Annotated in this window: 11 protein-coding genes; 5 read left to right on the top strand and 6 right to left on the bottom strand. The window is 69.3% G+C overall.

The window, feature by feature from the left end; genetic code table 11:
* Window positions 1-2: 2 nt before the first annotated feature.
* The 3 genes from ABQE44_RS06200 to ABQE44_RS06190 are packed head-to-tail and all read left to right on the top strand — an operon-like array spanning window position 3 to window position 3629.
* Window positions 3-1376: a zinc-dependent metalloprotease gene (locus ABQE44_RS06200; protein WP_448395061.1), complete on the top strand. Its 1374-nt coding sequence runs from the start codon at window positions 3-5 to the stop codon at window positions 1374-1376.
* 54 nt (window positions 1377-1430) lie between these two features.
* Window positions 1431-2258: a cyclodehydratase gene (locus tag ABQE44_RS06195; RefSeq protein ID WP_448395060.1), complete on the top strand. Its 828-nt coding sequence runs from the start codon at window positions 1431-1433 to the stop codon at window positions 2256-2258.
* Between the two features lie 9 nt (window positions 2259-2267).
* Window positions 2268-3629 (top strand): macrolide-binding ATPase MABP-1, encoded by a 1362-nt coding sequence (locus ABQE44_RS06190; RefSeq protein WP_448395059.1) that lies wholly within the window; start codon window positions 2268-2270, stop codon window positions 3627-3629.
* Window positions 3630-3655: 26 nt separating this feature from the next.
* On the opposite strand, the gene ABQE44_RS06185 is transcribed toward ABQE44_RS06190, so the two are convergent.
* Together ABQE44_RS06185 and ABQE44_RS06180 are read right to left on the bottom strand one after the other, a co-directional pair.
* Window positions 3656-3937, bottom strand: coding sequence for a WhiB family transcriptional regulator (locus tag ABQE44_RS06185; RefSeq protein WP_448395058.1), 282 nt, complete (start codon window positions 3935-3937; stop codon window positions 3656-3658).
* 468 nt (window positions 3938-4405) lie between these two features.
* Window positions 4406-6565, bottom strand: a complete 2160-nt coding sequence (locus ABQE44_RS06180) for an ATP-dependent DNA helicase UvrD2 (protein WP_448428745.1) — start codon at window positions 6563-6565, stop codon at window positions 4406-4408.
* Window positions 6566-6647: 82 nt separating this feature from the next.
* On the opposite strand from ABQE44_RS06180, the gene ABQE44_RS06175 reads away from it, so the two are divergent.
* Window positions 6648-6902 carry a mycoredoxin gene (locus ABQE44_RS06175; protein WP_448395056.1) on the top strand — a complete coding sequence of 85 codons (255 nt, stop codon included), beginning with the start codon at window positions 6648-6650 and terminating at the stop codon, window positions 6900-6902.
* 107 nt (window positions 6903-7009) lie between these two features.
* On the opposite strand, the gene nudC is transcribed toward ABQE44_RS06175, so the two are convergent.
* Both nudC and ABQE44_RS06165 read right to left on the bottom strand, forming a co-directional pair.
* Window positions 7010-7942 carry an NAD(+) diphosphatase gene (gene nudC, locus ABQE44_RS06170; protein ID WP_448428743.1) on the bottom strand — a complete coding sequence of 311 codons (933 nt, stop codon included), beginning with the start codon at window positions 7940-7942 and terminating at the stop codon, window positions 7010-7012.
* Window positions 7939-9018 carry a potassium channel family protein gene (locus tag ABQE44_RS06165; protein WP_448395054.1) on the bottom strand — a complete coding sequence of 360 codons (1080 nt, stop codon included), beginning with the start codon at window positions 9016-9018 and terminating at the stop codon, window positions 7939-7941. The genes nudC and ABQE44_RS06165 overlap by 4 nt, the downstream gene beginning before the upstream one ends.
* Before the next feature lie 45 nt (window positions 9019-9063).
* Here ABQE44_RS06165 and ABQE44_RS06160 point away from each other — a divergent pair, with 45 nt between their 5' ends.
* Window positions 9064-9468 carry a DoxX family protein gene (locus ABQE44_RS06160; RefSeq protein ID WP_448395053.1) on the top strand — a complete coding sequence of 135 codons (405 nt, stop codon included), beginning with the start codon at window positions 9064-9066 and terminating at the stop codon, window positions 9466-9468.
* On the opposite strand, the gene ABQE44_RS06155 is transcribed toward ABQE44_RS06160, so the two are convergent.
* Entirely contained in the window at window positions 9465-12716 is a 3252-nt protein-coding gene (locus ABQE44_RS06155; RefSeq protein WP_448428741.1) for an ATP-dependent helicase, read from the bottom strand. The genes ABQE44_RS06160 and ABQE44_RS06155 overlap by 4 nt on opposite strands.
* Window positions 12713-15841 carry an ATP-dependent helicase gene (locus tag ABQE44_RS06150; RefSeq protein WP_448428739.1) on the bottom strand — a complete coding sequence of 1043 codons (3129 nt, stop codon included), beginning with the start codon at window positions 15839-15841 and terminating at the stop codon, window positions 12713-12715. Before ABQE44_RS06150 ends, ABQE44_RS06155 begins: the two co-directional genes overlap by 4 nt.
* Window positions 15842-15859 lie beyond the last annotated feature (18 nt).

Genomic DNA, 15859 nt, shown 5'->3' with positions numbered 1-15859 from the left:
GCATGGCTGACCCGCCTTTTGGCTTCTCTGCCGGTGACTCGGCCGGCGACGACCCGGAGCGCGACAAGCGCAAGAACGACCCGGACGCCGGTTCGGGCGATCCGTTCGGGTTCGGCGGGTCCGAGTTCGACATGTCACAGCTCGGCCAGATCTTCAGCCGGCTCGGCGAGATGTTCAGCGGTGCAGGCGGCGCGATGGCCGGCGGCAAGACGTCCGGTCCGGTGAACTACGACCTGGCCCGTCAGCTGGCCACCAACCAGATCGGGTTCGTCGCACCGATCCCCGAATCGACCAGCGCAGCCGTGCGCGACTCCGTGCACCTCGCCGACACCTGGCTCGACGGCGCGACCGCGCTGCCCGCAGGCGCCACCAAGGCCGTGGCGTGGACACCCAGCGACTGGCTCGACAACACGCTGGAGACGTGGAAACGGCTGTGCGACCCGGTTGCCGAACAGATCTCCACGGTGTGGGCTTCGGCGTTACCCGAAGAAGCCAGGAGCATGGCCGGTCCGCTGCTGTCGATGATGGCGCAGATGGGCGGCATGGCGTTCGGTTCCCAGCTGGGCCAGGCGCTGGGCAAGCTCTCCCGAGAAGTGTTGACCTCCACCGACATCGGGCTTCCGCTCGGCCCCAAGGGCGTCGCGGCGCTGATGCCGGATGCGGTCGAGTCGCTGACCGAGGGCCTCGAACAGTCGCGCAGCGAGGTCATGACGTTTCTGGCCGCGCGGGAAGCCGCGCACCACCGCCTGTTCAGCCATGTGCCGTGGTTATCCAGCCAGCTGCTCAACACCGTCGAAGCGTTCGCCAAGGGCATGAAGATCGACATGACCGGGATCGAGGAGCTCGCGCAGGGCTTCAACCCGGCATCGCTGGCCGACCCCGCGCAGCTCGAGCAGCTGCTGAACCAGGGCATCTTCGAGCCGAAGGCGACGCCGGAGCAGACGGCAGCCCTGAGCCGGCTGGAAACGCTGCTGGCGTTGATCGAGGGCTGGGTGGAGACCGTCGTCGCCGACGCGTTGCGCGACCGGCTCCCCGGCACATCTGCGCTCTCGGAGATGCTGCGCCGGCGGCGCGCCACGGGCGGTCCGGCCGAGCAGACCTTTGCCACCCTGGTCGGGCTGGAATTGCGTCCCCGCAAGCTGCGGGAGGCCGCGACGTTGTGGCAGCGGCTGGCCGAGGCCGTCGGCGCCGACGCGCGCGACGCCGTGTGGCAGCACCCCGACCTGCTGCCCACCGCCGAGGACCTCGACGAACCCGCAGGTTTCATCGACCGGATGATCGGCGGCGACACCAGCGGAATGGACAGCGCCATCGCGGAAGCGATCGCCGATCTGGAAAAGCGCTCCGAGGACGACGGCGACCACCCCACCAGCTGAGCCTGTGGATAACCCGCGGGGGTTTTGACGCCCGCTGTGGCAAAGTCCGTCGCTATGCGGGCCTACGCGCTCAACCCGACGACGCCGGTCTTGCTGCGACCCGACGGCGTCGTGCAGGTGGGCTGGGATCCGCGCCGCGCGGTCGTGGTGCGGCCACCATCGGGAATGAGCCCCACCGCGCTGGCCGAACTGCTGCGGCGGCTGCAGTCGGGCGCCACTCTGGATGAGGTCCAGCGGCTCGCTGACGGTGTGGAACCGACCGAGATCGCCGACCTGCTCACGTCGTTGGTCGACGCCGGCGTTCTGATCAGCACGGCGCGCCGACGCACCCGCGCAGCGTCGGTGCGTATCCACGGCAGCGGACCCCTTTCGGACCTGCTTTCCAGCGCGCTGCGCTGCTCGGGCGCCCGGGTCACCCACAGCACCCGCAACACCGCCGGCGCGCCGTCCGAACCGACCGATCTGGCGGTGCTGTCCGATTACCTGGTGGTCGACCCGCGGGTGGTGCGCGATCTGCACGACGCCGGGATCGCGCACCTGCCGGTGCGGGTGCGCGACGGCGCCGGCCTGGTCGGACCGCTGGTGATCCCCGGCGTGACAAGCTGTTTGGGATGTGCTGACCTGCACCGCAGCGACCGCGATGCCGCCTGGCCGGCCGTCGCGGCCCAGCTGCGCGACACCGTCGGCACCGCGGACCGGGCCACCGTCCTGGCGACCGCGGCGCTGGCGCTCAACCAGGTCGACCGCGTCATCCGCGCGGTCCGCGAGGAACGCAGCACAGACGAGCCGTTGCCGACCCTGGACACGACGCTGGAGTTCGACGTGAACGTGGGTTCGGTGGTCACGCGCCGCTGGTCACGGCATCCGCGATGCTCATGTTGAAAACGCTTGATGCCAACTTGTTGCCGTGCGCCCATCGCCGTCAGGGATGATGGTCTGGTGAGTGACATCAAACGGGGCCGTGCGGCTCGCAACGCGAAGCTGGCGAGCCTTCCCGTCGGCATGGCGAGCCGGGCCGCGCTCGGCTTCGGCAAGAGGTTGACCGGCAGGTCCAAGGACGAGGTCAACGCCGAGCTGATGGACAAGGCCGCCCAGCAGCTGTTCACCGTTCTCGGTGAGCTCAAGGGCGGCGCCATGAAGGTCGGTCAGATGCTGTCGGTGATGGAGGCCGGCGTTCCCGAGCAGTACGGCAAGCCCTACCGCGAAGCGCTGACCAAGCTGCAGCGCGAGGCGCCGCCGCTGCCCGCCGCCAAGGTGCACCGCGTGCTGGATATGCAGCTGGGTACCAAATGGCGCGAGCGGTTCTCGTCGTTCGACGACACCCCGGTGGCGTCGGCCAGCATCGGCCAGGTACACAAGGCCGTGTGGGCCGACGGTCGTGAAGTCGCGGTCAAGATCCAGTATCCGGGCGCTGACGAGGCGCTGCGCGCGGACCTGAAGAGTATGCAGCGGATGGTCAAGGTGCTCAAGCAACTTGCGCCAGGCGCCGACGTGCAGGGCATCGTCGACGAACTCATCGAACGCACGGAGATGGAACTCGACTACCGGCTGGAAGCCGACAACCAGCGTGCGTTCGCGAAAGCCTATGCGGGACATCCACGTTTCGTCGTGCCCCGCATCCTGGCCAGCACGCCCAAAGTGGTGATCCAGGAGTGGATCGACGGCATCTCGATGTCGGTGATCATCAGGGAGGGCACGCAGGAACAACGAGACACCATAGGCACCAGGCTTTTCGAGTTCACCTACGACGCTCCTCGGCGGCTGGAGATCATGCACGGCGACGCGCATCCCGGCAACTTCATGTTGATGCCGGAGGGCAAGATGGGCGTCATCGACTTCGGCGCTGTCGCCCCGCTGCCCGGCGGTATCCCACCCGAGCTCGGCATGGCCACCCGCTTTGCCATCGCCAAGGACTACGAGAACCTGCTGCCGGTCATGGAGAAGATCGGGTTCATCCAGAAGGGTGAGCAGGTGTCGACCCGAGAGCTCGACGAGATGCTGCGGCCCTATGTGGAACCTCTTCAGGTCGAGGTCTTTCACTACACCCGCAAGTGGTTACAGAAGATGACGATGGCCGACATGGATCGGTCGGTGGCCCAGGTCCGCACCGCCCGACAGATGGATATCCCAGCCGCGCTGGCGATTCCGATGCGGGTGATCGCATCCAATGTCGCGATCTCGTGTCAGCTGGACGCCCGCATCCCGGCCAGAAGGCTTGCCACCGAACTGATTCCAGGTTTTGCCGACGAATAGCGCTTAGGTCCGCCGAGACTGGCGGTTCAGGCTGCGGCCGGGTTGTTCTCGGTGTTCTTTCGGGGCCGGCCACGCGGACGTTTGCGCGCGATGACGGTGCCGCGCTCGAAGATCTCGCCGCCCCACACACCCCACGGCTCTTGACGTTTTAGAGCGGCGGCTAGGCATTCGCGGCGGATCGGGCAATCCGCGCACAGCTTCTTGGCGCGTTCGAGGTCGACGGGGTTCTCGGCGAACCACAGGTCGGGGTCGCCGATGTGACACGGCACCGCCAGCATCGTCTTGTTCCGGCATGTCTGGCTCGACATGTCTGTCCTCTGCTTCCTGGTCGAGGGTTTCGCATCTGTCTCTTGATGGATCTGTGACCAGGTCTTCGAGCGATTCCCGAAAATAGAACTGGCCACGGATCCGGGGACTGCGGTTCCGTGGCCTTTTCGGCGAAATCGAAGGGTTCTCCTAGAGGGGACCCCGATCCACGGAGGATGCAGTCGCGGCGGCGGCGCGGCGCTTACGCGGCGGCGTAATAGCGGCAGCGGCACCCGCGGCGCCGACGTGCGCGGCGGCGGGATGCGCCGTGGGGACGGCGACCTGGAGGGTCCGCGACATGCCGGCAACGCCCGCGACATGGCCTACGCCGGTGAATGCGTTGATGCTCGCCATGATCTCGACACCCTCCTCTCGCACGATGAATTACACAACAGGTGTGCGATCTTGAGGTTAAGGGTAGCAGCGGAATCGCACAATTAAATTTTTGACCTGCGGTTTTGGCGCGATTTTTACGACGGTTGGCCGTGCCCGATGTCGCCGGCCGGCCGGCTCCGGCCCTTGACCAATGCGAGAACGTCGGGGCCGTACTGCTCGAGCTTTCGTGCGCCGATCCCGGGAATCGCGACCAGCGCCGCGTTGTCGGCGGGCAGCGTCTCGGCGATGGCGATCAACGTGTTGTCGGTGAACACCACATAGGCGGGCATGTTCATCTCCTTGGAGACCCGTGACCGCCAATCCTTGAGCTGCCCCAACAACTCGTCGTCGATATCGGAAGCGCAGGTTTCGCAGCGGCGCAACATGATTGCCGGCGGCGTAGTGAGCGTGCTGTTGCAGACGCGGCAGCGCGGGGTTGCGCCGCGAGACCGGCGGGGACGGGACGGGGTCGCGTCGGCCGATGACTGCGGCGCGATGCCGTTGAGGAAACGTGACGGTTTGCGGCTCTGCCGGCCCCCGGGGCTGCGTGACAGCGCCCAACTGAGCGCCAAATGCACACGGGCGCGGGTGATTCCGACATAGAGCAGACGTCGTTCTTCTTCGACCGGTTCGCTGTCGGGACCGTGGGCCAGCGCGTGCGAGATGGGCAGTGTGCCGTCGGCCAACCCGACCAGAAACACCGCGTCCCATTCCAGGCCCTTGGCGGCGTGCAGCGACGCCAACGTCACGCCCTGGACGACGGGCGGGTGCCGCGCGTCGGCGCGCTGGCGCAGTTCGGTGAGCAGGGTGCGCAGATCCAGCGAGGGGCGCTGGGCGACTTCTTCGTCGACGAGTTCGGCCAGCGCTGTCAGCGCCTCCCAGCGGTCACGCGCCTTGGTGCCGGCCGGCGGTTCGGCGGTGAGCCCGAGCGGTTCGAGCACGGCGCGGACGATGTCGGGCAGCGGGGCTTGTTCTTGTCCTTGGTCTGCGACACCGCGTTCGCCTGCGCGCTGCAGCGCCACCAACGCCTGGCGGATCTCCTGACGGCTGAAAAAGCCCTCGCCGCCGCGAACCTGGAACGGGATTGCCGCCTCGGTCAGCGCTTCCTCATACACCTCGGACTGCGCGTTGATCCGGTACAGCACCGCGATCTCGGCAGGTTCGGTGCCCGACTCGATGAGCCGCTTGATGCTCTTGGCCACCGCGACGGCCTCGGCGAGCTCATCGGGGTGTTCGGCGAACGTCGGCTTCGGCCCGGGGGCGCGCTGGCCGACGAGGTGCAGCTTGCTTCCGGCCATCCGGCCGCGGGCGCCGGCAATGACCCGGTTGGCCAGCGACACGACCTGCGGGGTGGAGCGGTAGTCGCGTTCCAGCCGGACGACGGCCGCGTCGGGGAAGCGCCGCGAGAAGTCGAGTAGGTAGCGCGGGGTGGCGCCGGTGAAGGAGTAGATGGTCTGGTTGGCGTCGCCGACGACGGTGAGGTCGTCGCGTTCGCCGAGCCAGGCGTCGAGGACCCGCTGCTGCAGGGGTGTGACGTCCTGGTACTCGTCGACGACGAAACAGCGGTACCGGTCGCGGAACTCCTGGGCCACCGCGGCGTCGTTCTCGATCGCAGCCGAGGTGTGCAGCAGCAGGTCATCAAAGTCCAGCAGCGCGGTCCCGTCGCGGCGTGCTTTGAGCGTCTCGTAGCCGGCGTAGACGGTCGCGATCTTCTCCGCGTCGAACGGAATGTCGCGACCCGCTGCGGCCACGGCCGCGCCATAACCCTCTGGGCTGATCAACGAGCCTTTGGCCCACTCGATTTCACCGGCGAGGTCGCGAACGTCGTCGGTGCTGGTCTGCAGCCCGGCGCGGTTGGCGGCCTGGGCGACGACGGCGAATTTGGTGTCGAGCAGCTGCCACGACGTGTTGCCGACCACTCGCGGCCAGAAGTAGGACAGCTGGCGGCGCGCCGCGGCGTGAAATGTCATCGCCTGCACGGCTTCGGCGGAGACACCGGCCCAGTCCGCGCTCAGGGCGCGCAGCCGGCTGCGCATCTCCCCCGCGGCGCGCTGGGTGAACGTCACGGCCAGTACCTGCCCGGGCGCGACGTGTCCGCCCGCGACGAGGTGGGCGATGCGCCGGGTGATAGTGCGGGTCTTGCCGGTGCCCGCGCCGGCGAGCACGCAGACCGGACCGCGGGCGGCGAGCACGGCCTCGCGTTGCTCCTCGTCGAGGTCGTCGACAACGCGCAACGAATCGACCTCTACCGACATGCGGTCCATCTTGGCAGGGTGCGGTGACAAATCCGGGACGGCGGCGGGCATGTTGGGCGGATCGGCTACGTTGAAAGGCGTTATGAGCGCTGCAGACAATCCTCGGGTGACCATGTACACCACGTCGTGGTGTGGCTACTGCTTTCGGCTGAAGAAGATTCTGCATTCCGAGGGCATCGAGTTCACCGAGGTCGACATCGAAAACGATCCCGGGTCGGCGCAGTTCGTGGCGTCGGTGAACGGCGGGAACCAGACCGTTCCGACGCTGAAGTTCCCCGACGGGTCCACGTTGACCAACCCCAGCGCCAAGGACATCAAGGCCAAGCTCGCGGGCTAGCAGACCCCCGCCCGCGTCCGTCGCACCCACGCACCCGCGCCGAGATTGACGAAATGGCGAGGTTTACTCGCGCTTTCCCGCCCGTTTGTCCCTTTGGGCGACGGCAGTCACTCCTCGGCGGCCCAGGATTCGATGATCTCCCTGGCGATCGAGATCGAGCCGGGCAGCAGCAGCCGCGACGACGAGTCGCTGCTCCAGTCCCCGGCGTCCAGCGCCTCGCGAATCTCCGCGCGGGTGAACCAGGCCGCCTCGGCGATCTCGCCGTCGTTGAACGAGAACTCCTGCTCGGGATCTCCGACGGCATGAAAGCCGACCATCAACGACCGCGGGAACGGCCACGGCTGGCTGCCGAGGTACTCCACGTCGGTCACGGTCAAGCCGATCTCCTCGGAGATCTCGCGCACCACACACGACTCGAACGACTCACCGGCCTCGACGAACCCGGCCAGCAGCGAGAACAGCCGCTCCGGCCACATCGTCTGCCTGGCCAGCACCGCGCGGTCATGGTCGTCGTGCACCAGACAGATCACCGCGGGGTCGATGCGGGGAAACTCCTCGTAACCGCTGACCGGGTCGACCCGTGACCAGCCCGCCTTGGCCGGTTTGGTCGGGGCCCCGTTCACGGTGCTGAACTGGGCACTGTCGTGCCAGTTCAGCAGCGCGGTGGCCGTGGCCAGCAGCTGCGCGCTGACGTCGTCGAAGATCTGCCCGCCCCTGCGCAGGTCGAGCACTTCGGTTTCGACGTCGGGGTCGTCGGGAGGCTCCAGCGCGGCCCGGATCGCCCACACGTGCCTGTCGTCGCCCAGCCTGCCGAGGAAGACGGCGTGCTCCGGTGGCTTGTCGCCCAGGTTGGCGGTGTTGCCCAGCAGCACTTTGCCGCCAGACATCAGCACCTGGTTGCGGCGGTCGACACGCAGCAGCGCCGCGTCGGCCCAGCCGGCGATGGCGGCGTCGACGTCGGTGCGCAGCGCATCGGACCGGTCGGCACCGACCCGGGACAACAGCGGCACGTGGCGCAGCCGGAACCCGCGCGACGTCATCGGTCGGTGTCCGCGCTGCGGATGAACAGCAGCCGGTCACCGAGTTCGAGCGCATCGGCCTCCGGCTCGTCGACGCGCACCAGCTTGTTGTTACGCACGACGCCCAACACGATGTCGCTCTGGTGGCGCGGCGACCCGCCGACCTCCTTGGGGCTGACCTCGCGTTCGGCGATCGCAAAACCGCGGTCCGGGGTCAGCAGGTCCTCCATCATCTCGACCACGCTGGGTGTCTGCACGGCGACGCCGAGCAGCCGTCCCGCCGTTTCGGCGGTCACCACCGTGGAGTCCGCACCGGATTGCTTGAGCAGATGCTCGTTGTCGGTTTCGCGCACGGCGGCAATGATCTTGGCCTTCGGCGCCAGCTCACGCGCGGTGAGCGTGACCAGCACGGCGGTGTCGTCGCGGTTGGTCGCCACGATGATCGCCTTGGCGTGCTGCGCACTGGCTAACCGCAGCACCTCGGAGTCGGTGGCGTTGCCGCGCACGGTGACCAACCCGGCGCTCTTGGCGCGTTCCAGCGCGACCGCGTTCTCGTCGACGACGACAATGTCGGCGGGGGCCACCTCATCGCCGACCATCGCGGCCGCCGCGGTCCTGCCTTTGGTGCCGTAGCCCACGATCACGATGTGGTTGCGCACTTTGTTCCTCCATCGCTGTATTTGGTAGACCTGCCGCGACTGCGTGGTCAGCGTTTCGACCGTGGTACCGATCAGCACGATCAGGAACGCGACCCGCAGCGGGGTGATCACCAGGACGTTGACCAGCCGGGCGCCGGGCGTGACCGGGGTGATGTCGCCGTATCCGGTGGTCGACATCGACACCGTCGCGTAGTACAGGCAGTCCAAGAACGACAGCTGCCCGCCCGTGGCGTCGCGGTAGCCGTCGCGGTCCACGTACACGATCAACACCGCCGCGAACAGCGCCAGGGTGGCGTAGATGACCCGCCGGGTGATACGCCGCACCGGGCTCACCGGGTCGGCCGGGATCTGCACCCTGTCGGTGAGAGCGTGCACCGGCCGGTCGGCCAGGGCGTCGTCGAATCTGCGGAGCCGGCGCCGCAGCCTGCCTTCAGGCATGAAAACCGGTCACCGCTGCAAGTGAGCGCACGCCATTATGTAACCATGACCTCTTTGCCTCCCGAGCTGCAGCAGATGGCCGACCCGGCACCGGCGTACCGGATGGCGGCGATGCTGCTCGGTGTCGGCAGCCTGCACTTTCTGACGCCGCAGCCGTTCGACTCGATCGTCCCGGCCGAACTGCCCGGCAGCGCGCGGTTCTACACCTATGCCTCCGGGGTCGCCGAGCTCGGCACCGCGGCCCTGCTGGCCGCGCCCCGGACGCGTCGCCTCGGGGCGCTGGCCGCCATCGCGTTGTTCGTCTCGGTGTTTCCCGCCAACGTCAACATGGTCCGGCTGTGGTCCCAGGAGCCGAAGAAGCCGCTGGTGATGCGCATCGGTGCGCTGGCCCGGCTGCCACTGCAGATTCCGATGGTGCTGCAGGCGCTCAAGATCTACCGCAACTCCTAGGCGGCACGCGTCTTGAGCAGCGCCGCCAACTCCTCCGCAGCGGGCAGCGGGTCGGGTGCGACGGTGGTTCCCGTCCGCACGTAGTGAAACGCGGCACGCACCGAATCGACGGGGCGGCCGTGCAACTGCGCCCACGCGAGTCGATACACCGCCAGCTGAATCGCCGCGTGCTGCTTGTCTTCCGGGGTCGCGGGCGGGTCACCGGTCTTCCAGTCCACCACCGTCGCACCACCGTCAGCGTCGGCGAACACCGCGTCGATGCGGCCCCGCACCACCCGATCACCGATCACCATGTCGAACGGCACCTCGACGTCGAGCGGGGTACGCGCGGCCCACGGCGATACCGCGAACGCTGCCTGTAGTTCGGCGAGTTCGTCGGCGACGCCGGTGTCGTGGTCGACCGCACCTGGCAGGTCATCGAGGTCGAACAACCGCTCGGCGTGGTAGAAGCGCTGGACCCAGTCGTGAAAGGCTAAGCCCAGCAACGCATGCGGATCGGGTCGAGTCGGAAGTCGTCGCCGCAGCCGCTGGGTGAGCGAGTCCGGGTCGCGGCCGAGCTCGACCATGGCGCTGACCGAGATCTGCGTCGGCAGTGGCGGCGATGCGGGTGGTTCGGCCGCGCGGTCACGTTCGGCCAGTAGCGCGTCGACGTCCGATGCCCAGCCCTCGTCGGCGTCTGCGGCGGTTTCGTCGAATCCGGTCGACATCGCCTGCGCCACCAGCTCGGCGCCCCGGTCGATGTTCCCGCGCCGCGAGCCGCCCGGGTCGGTCGGCCATATCGCCTCGATCACCTTGTCGCGCAGCGGGTTCGGTTCACCGTCGGCGGGAGCCGGGGCCCAGTGCTCGATCACCCCGCACGGCTCGCCGGCCGCGGCCGACTGCTCGATGACGTCTTTGAGTTCGTGCAGGAACTCCGACGGTCCCCGCGGCTTGTTCTCGGTGGCTCCCCAGTGGTGCCCGGACAACAGCAGCGTGTCCTCGGCCCTGGTGAGCGCCACATACAGCAACCGGCGTTCCTCATCGGTGCGACGTTGCTCGAGCAGTTTTTTGTGGTCGAAGATCTTGTCCGACAGTTTCTTCCGATCGGTGACGTCGGAGGTCTCCAACACCGGGACACCGTGGCGCGATGTGGTGGCGCGGTCGCCGCGCAGCAGCGGCGGCAGTTCCCCGGCGTCGGTGAGCCAGGTGCGGGCGGATCCGGTCGACGGGAAAACCCGGCCGCTGAGATGCGGCACCGCCACCACCTGCCATTCCAGCCCCTTGGCCGCGTGCACGGTGAGGATTTGCACGCGGTCTTGGGCGACGGTGACGTCCGCGGGTGCCAGCCCGTCCTCCGCGTCGGCGGCCACGGCGAAGTACGCCAGCAGACCAGGCAGCGTTGCGGCCGGGCGGGCGGCGAAGTCGGCGACCACGTCGGCGAACGCATCGAGGTGCTCGGTGCCCGACCACCCCGCCGAAACCGGCTGACCCGCACGGGCTTCGACATCCACGCTGAGCACCCGACGCACCTCGGCGACCAGGTCGGGCAGCGGATGCGACAGGTGCGCGCGCAGCGCGGTCAACTCGCGGCCCAGCGCCACGATCCGGGCGTACCCGGCCGTCGAATAGGCCGCCGCGGAACCGGGATCGCAGATGGCATCGGCGAGGCAGGCGGCGTCGGCGTCAGACGCGGCCTGCGCGACGATCCGCTCGACGGCTTCGTTGTCGGCGCCTCGAGCGGTGTCGTCGAGGTCGAGCGCGCGTCGCCACAGCGCCGCGACGTCACGTCCCCCCAGCCGCCAGCGCGGCCCGGTGAGCACCCGCATGGCGGCGCTGCCCGCGGTTGGCTCGGCCAGCAGTCGCAGCATGGCCACCACGTCGGCGACCTCGGGCACGTCGAGTAGACCGGCCAGCCCGACCACCTCGACCGGAACACCGCGGGCGTTGAGCGCCTCGGCCATCGGCGCGGCGTCGGCGTTGCGCCGCACCAACACCGCGGCGGTCGGCGTGGCGGCGCCGTCGGCATGCGTGCCGTGGTAGCGCCGCGCGATGTGGTCGGCCACCCACTCCCGTTCGGCCGCAACGTTGTTCAACAGCGCGCAGCGGATGGTGCCGGGCTCCGCATCGGGGCGGGGCAGCAGGGTGCGCACCGCGACCGACCGGCGCCGCGCCTGCGTGGAGACGGCGTTGGCCAGGTAAAGCGCACGCGGCGGGTTGCGCCAGCTGGTCCGCAGCTCCAAAGTGGGTGCGGGGGTGCCGTCAGCGCGCGGGAAGTCGGTGGTGAACCGCGGCAGGTTGGTCGCCGATGCGCCGCGCCAGCCGTAGATCGACTGGATGGGGTCGCCCACCGCGGTCAACGCGAGACCGTCGTCGACTCCCCCGCCGAACAGCGAGGACAGCGCTACCCGCTGCGCGTGGCCGGTGTCTTGGTACTCGTCGAGCAGCACCACCCGGTAGCGCTTCCGTAGCTGCTCGCCGATTTGGGGGAACGACGAGGCGAGCCGGGCCGCCGCGCCCATCTGCATGCCGAAGTCCATGACCTTCTCGGCGCGCATCCGCTGGTGCAGCGCATCGATGAGCGGCACCAGCTCGGTCCGTTCGGTCTGGGTCGACAACAGCCGCAGCAGCCACTGGCTGGGCCCGCGGTCGCGCTGGTACGGCCCTGCGGGCAACGTGTGCACCAGTCGCTCCAGCTCGACATGGGTGTCGCGCAGCTGCTCGGTGTCGACGAGGTGTTCGGCGAGTTGACCGGCCAGCCGCAGCACCATCGACGTGATGGCCGCCGGTGTCTTGTCGGTTTCGAGCTCCGGGTGCTCGCACACCACGCGAAACGCCAACTGCCACATTTCGGTTTCGCTAAGCAGGCGGGTTTCGGGCTCGACCGGCAGCAGCAGCCCATGCTCACGCAGAAGGTTGCCTGCGAACGCGTGGTAGGTGCTGATGGTGGCCGGTTCCTGGTAGTCGGCCGTCTCGGCGTCGGGCGCCAAACCGGTTCCGGCCAGCCGGGCCAGCCGGGTGCGAACCCGGCGCAGCAGTTGGGCGGCGGCTTTCCTGGTGAAGGTCAGCCCGAGCACTTCGCTGGGCCTGGCATAGCCGTTGGCGACCAGCCATACCACCCGCGCGGCCATCGTTTCGGTCTTGCCCGCGCCGGCTCCGGCGATGACGACCAGCGGGCCCGCCGGTGCGGCGATGACGGCGGCCTGTTCCTCGGTCGGCGCGAAAAGGCCGAGCCGGTCAGCGAGTTCGGCGGGGCTGTAGCGCGCCGTCATGACCGGCCTCCAGAGATCTGTTGCGCCGGGCACATCGCGCGCACCGGGCAGTGGCTGCAGCCGTCGTTGACGCGTGCGACGAACTGCGGCCCCTGGGTCTGGGCGGCGGCGCGGCGCACGGCCTCACGCCACTGGGCATGCGTGTCCGGCGTCAACGCGTCCTGCTCGCGTTCGGTGGCACCGGCGGCGTTCGGCTTGCCGAGGTAGACAAGTCGGCCACCACCGGGTGAATCACCCTCCGACAGTAGGCCTTCGGCGATCGCGAGTTGGTACATCGCCAGCTGGGCGTGCCGTTGCGCGTCGTCCTTGGTGACCGGGCTCTTACCGGTCTTGAGGTCGACGGCCACGAGCCGGCCTTCACTGTCGCGCTCGATGCGGTCCACCCGGCCGCGTACCCGTACCTGCGGCTCGCCGTCGCCGGCGGGCGCGACCACCCCGTCGACGTCGACCTCGGTACCGACCTCGGTGAACTCGCGGCGTGTCTGGGCCCGCCACTGCAGAAACGTCGACAGCATCGCCTGGTGCCGGGTCAGCTCGTTGTCGGCATGCCAGGCGGCCTCGTAGGGCAGCTTCTCCCAGACCTTTTCCAGTTCGTTGAGCAGCTGGCTCTCGGTCTTGCCCGGGTCGGCCACCAGGGCGTGCAACAGCGAACCGACCGCTGAGCGCACGTCGCGGCCGTCGGTGCCGCCGTGGCGTTCGAGCATCCAGCGCAGCGGGCAATCGGTGAGGATCTGCAGCGTCGACGGCGACAGCGCGACCGTGTGGTCATCGCCGCGCCACAGCGGTTCGTCGGAGGACACCGGTGTCATGGCGTACCACTGCGTCGGATCCGCGCCGGGCACCCCGGCGACGGCCAGCCGCGCCAACTGTGTTGCCGCGCAGGCCCGGACGCGGTGATCGACGGCGTCGTCGGGGGCACACACCACCGCTCGGAGCCGACCGACCAGCGCCGCCGGCGCCAACAGCCGCGGCGCCTTGACCGGTGTGAAAGCGGCCGGGTCGGCGTCGTCGGCCATGGTGGCCAGTTCGTGGCAGAACGAGGACGGCAGCGTCGCGTCGTCGCCGTTGTCGCTGTCGACCGCGGTGACGAGCAACCGGTCGCGGGCGCATCCCATCGCGGCGATCAGCAGCCGGCGCTCCTCGGCCAGCAGCGGCGCCCGGGTGGACAACCCGCGGTCCTCGTCGGTCGCGACACCGTCGAGGACGTCGACCAGCTGCTGGGTGGCCAGCACCCCGCCCCGGGGAACGGTGTTGGGCCACAACCCTTCCTGTACACCGGCGATCACGACGAACTCCCATTCGCGGCCCAGCGCAGCGTGTGCGCTGAGCACGGCGACCGCGTCGACGTCGCGCTCGTCACGCGGGGCGGCCGGCGCGCCGAGGCCGGCCACGTGGTCGATGAGACCGCGCAGCGACGCACCCGCCGTGTGGTTGACGTACTGCTCGGCGACGTCGAACAGCGCGGTGACCGCGTCGAGGCCGCGGTCGGCCTGCGCGCCCGCGGTGCCGCCACGTTCGCTGGCGCTCAGCCATCGGCGCTGCAGTCCGGAGCGGTGCCAGGCCTGCCACAGGGTGTAGCGCGGGTCTTGGCCCTTTTCGACCGTGCGGCGCGCGGCGGTCAGCACAGCGCGCACGCGTCGCATCGAACGCTCCAGGGTGTCGGGCAACGCGTCGGTGCCCTGTTCCAGTGCCGCGACGAGCAGTTCGGTGAGCGGACGCGGAGGCTGGCTGCCGTCGGCGCGGCGCAGACTGCGCCGCAACTGCCGCAGCGACACCGGATCGACCCTGCCGATCGGTCCGGTCACCAACGCAAGCGCCTGGTCGCCGTCGAGCCCGTGTGCGGTAGCCTCGAGCACCGTCAGCAGCGCCTGCACCGCCGGTTGTGCGGCCAACGGTGCGCCCGTTGCGGACATCTCGACAGGTACGCCTGCGCCCTCCAGTGCGCGGGCCAGCGCGGCGCCGAGCCGCGGCACCGAGCGCACGACCACCGCCATCTGCGACCACGGCAGCCCGTCGACGAGGTGGGCGCGGCGCAGCGCGTCGGCGATCAGCGCCGACTCGGCGTGTGATGAGCCGGCGATGCGCACGCTCAGCTCGCCCGGACGTCCGTCGGCGCCCTCGAGGTGGCGGCCCGGGTCGGCACCGGGTAGCCGTCGTGCGGTCGCCGTGATGGCATCGGCGATGGCCGGTGCGCACCGGTGGGACTGCGTCAGTGTGATCGTCGGCTCCTCGCCGCGCAGCAGGGCGGGATCTGCGCCGCGGTAGCCGAACACCGCCTGGTTGGGATCGCCTGCCACGACGGTGAGTTCAGCGCCCGCCGACAGCACCCGCACCAGCCGTGCGGCCTGCGGATCCAGCTGCTGCGCGTCGTCGACGAGGAGCAGTTTCACCCGCGCCCGTTCGCCGGCCAGCAGGTCGGCGTCGGTGGCGAAGGCCTCCAACGCCGCCCCGACGAGCTCCGCCGCGCCCAGGGCGGGGATGGTGGCCTGCGGCGCGGCCATCCCGACCGCGGAGCGCAACAACATGATCTGTTCGTAGGCCTGGGCGAACTGCCCTGCGGCCAGCCATTCGGGACGACGCGCACGGCGCCCGATACGTTGCAGTTCAACGGGATCCACGCCGCGCTCGGTGCAGCGCGCCAGCAGGTTGCGCAACTCGGTGGCGAATCCGGTGGTGCCCAGCGCCGCACGAAGATGCGGCGGCCAGGCGACCGCCGACGTGTCGCCGTCCTCGAGATCGCCGGCGAGGAGTTCGCGGATGATGCCGTCCTGCTCGGCGCTGGTGATCAGCCGCGGCGGCGGGTCGCCGTTGCGCTGCGCGGCCAACCGCAGCACCGCGAAGGCATAGGAGTGCATGGTGCGCACCAGCGGTTCACGCACGACCGCGCGTTCACCGGCGCCCAGCAGCGCCGCGGTGACGGCGGCCCTGGTTTCGACTCGGAGCCGGGCCGAACCCGTCAGCAGCAGAACACTTTCCGGATCGAACCCGGCGGCAATGTGCGCGGCGGCCGTTCGGATCAGCAGCGTGCTCTTACCGGTGCCCGCGCCGCCGATGACGCGGACCATCCCGCGCGTGCCCGGTTCAGCGAGCGCGGCCGGTGTCAGATCGGTGTGCGGTGCGGACATGCCCCGAATAACACCATG

The sequence above is a fragment of the Mycolicibacterium sp. XJ2546 genome, from assembly GCF_053483195.1.
This window is presented reverse-complemented; position numbering and strand designations above follow the sequence as displayed.

Excerpts from the sequence above, each read along its gene's own strand:
- ABQE44_RS06175 (WP_448395056.1), top strand. The coding sequence starts at position 6,648 with ATGAGCGCTGCAGACAATCCTCGGGTGACCATGTACACCACGTCGTGG.
- ABQE44_RS06160 (WP_448395053.1), top strand. The coding sequence starts at position 9,064 with ATGACCTCTTTGCCTCCCGAGCTGCAGCAGATGGCCGACCCGGCACCG.
- ABQE44_RS06185 (WP_448395058.1), bottom strand. The coding sequence starts at position 3,937 with ATGTCGAGCCAGACATGCCGGAACAAGACGATGCTGGCGGTGCCGTGT.
- ABQE44_RS06190 (WP_448395059.1), top strand. The coding sequence starts at position 2,268 with ATGCCAACTTGTTGCCGTGCGCCCATCGCCGTCAGGGATGATGGTCTG.
- ABQE44_RS06195 (WP_448395060.1), top strand. The coding sequence starts at position 1,431 with ATGCGGGCCTACGCGCTCAACCCGACGACGCCGGTCTTGCTGCGACCC.
- ABQE44_RS06150 (WP_448428739.1), bottom strand. The coding sequence starts at position 15,841 with ATGTCCGCACCGCACACCGATCTGACACCGGCCGCGCTCGCTGAACCG.
- ABQE44_RS06155 (WP_448428741.1), bottom strand. The coding sequence starts at position 12,716 with ATGACGGCGCGCTACAGCCCCGCCGAACTCGCTGACCGGCTCGGCCTT.
- nudC (WP_448428743.1), bottom strand. The coding sequence starts at position 7,942 with ATGACGTCGCGCGGGTTCCGGCTGCGCCACGTGCCGCTGTTGTCCCGG.
- ABQE44_RS06180 (WP_448428745.1), bottom strand. The coding sequence starts at position 6,565 with ATGTCGGTAGAGGTCGATTCGTTGCGCGTTGTCGACGACCTCGACGAG.
- ABQE44_RS06200 (WP_448395061.1), top strand. The coding sequence starts at position 3 with ATGGCTGACCCGCCTTTTGGCTTCTCTGCCGGTGACTCGGCCGGCGAC.
- ABQE44_RS06165 (WP_448395054.1), bottom strand. The coding sequence starts at position 9,018 with ATGCCTGAAGGCAGGCTGCGGCGCCGGCTCCGCAGATTCGACGACGCC.